A 737-nucleotide genomic window follows, 5' to 3' on the forward strand; every position below is an offset into this window, starting at 1 on the left:
CGGAATCGGGCAGGGCGCGCAACAGGCCGTGGAGTTCGGCCAGTTGGGGCCGAGCCATCGCGTCCTTGTCCAGGCAGCGTTCCGCGATGCTCCGCAGCGGTTCGGACACTCCGTCCAACCGGGGCTGCTCATGCATGACTTGATAGCCCGTCAGGTACGGACTGGCGCCGTCGAAGGGGCGGTTGCCGGTGGCCGCGTAGACGAGGAGTGAGCCGAGGGAGAAGATGTCGGAGGCGGCCGTGACGTCCCGGGGAGCGGCGAACTGCTCGGGCGACATGAAGGGCGGGGTGCCGATCAGCCGACCGGTCATCGTGAGGGTCTGGTTGTCGGCGGCGCGGGAGATGCCGAAGTCGATGACGCGGGGGCCGTCCTCGGCGAGCAGGACGTTGCTCGGCTTCAAGTCCCGGTGGACCACGCCCGCCTGGTGGATGTCCCGCAGCGCCTCGACCAGCCCCAGCGCGAGTGTGCGCAGGGCCCGGCCGCTCAACGGGCCGTCCTTCTCGATGGCTTCGGCGAGGGTGCGGCCGGGCACGTAGAGCGTGGCCATCCAGGGGAGTTCGGCGTCCGGGTCGGCGTCCACGACCGGGGCGGTGAACGCTCCGCTCACCCGGCGGGCGGCGGCGATCTCCTGCCGGAACCGCGCGCGGAACTCCTCGTCCAGCGCGTACTGCGCGTGCACGACCTTGACGGCGACCTGTCGTCCCGACGCCGAGCGCCCGAGATACACGACGCCCATC

General features: G+C 71.1%; 1 protein-coding gene. It reads right to left on the minus strand.

Annotated elements, in window-relative coordinates:
- Positions 1-736, minus strand: a 736-nt coding sequence (locus tag AC31A1_RS52030) for a serine/threonine-protein kinase (RefSeq protein ID WP_489660013.1), incomplete at its 3' end; no start/stop codon positions are given.
- Between the last annotated feature and the right edge of the window lies 1 nt (position 737).

The sequence above is a fragment of the Streptomyces sp. P5F9 genome (assembly GCF_057961495.1).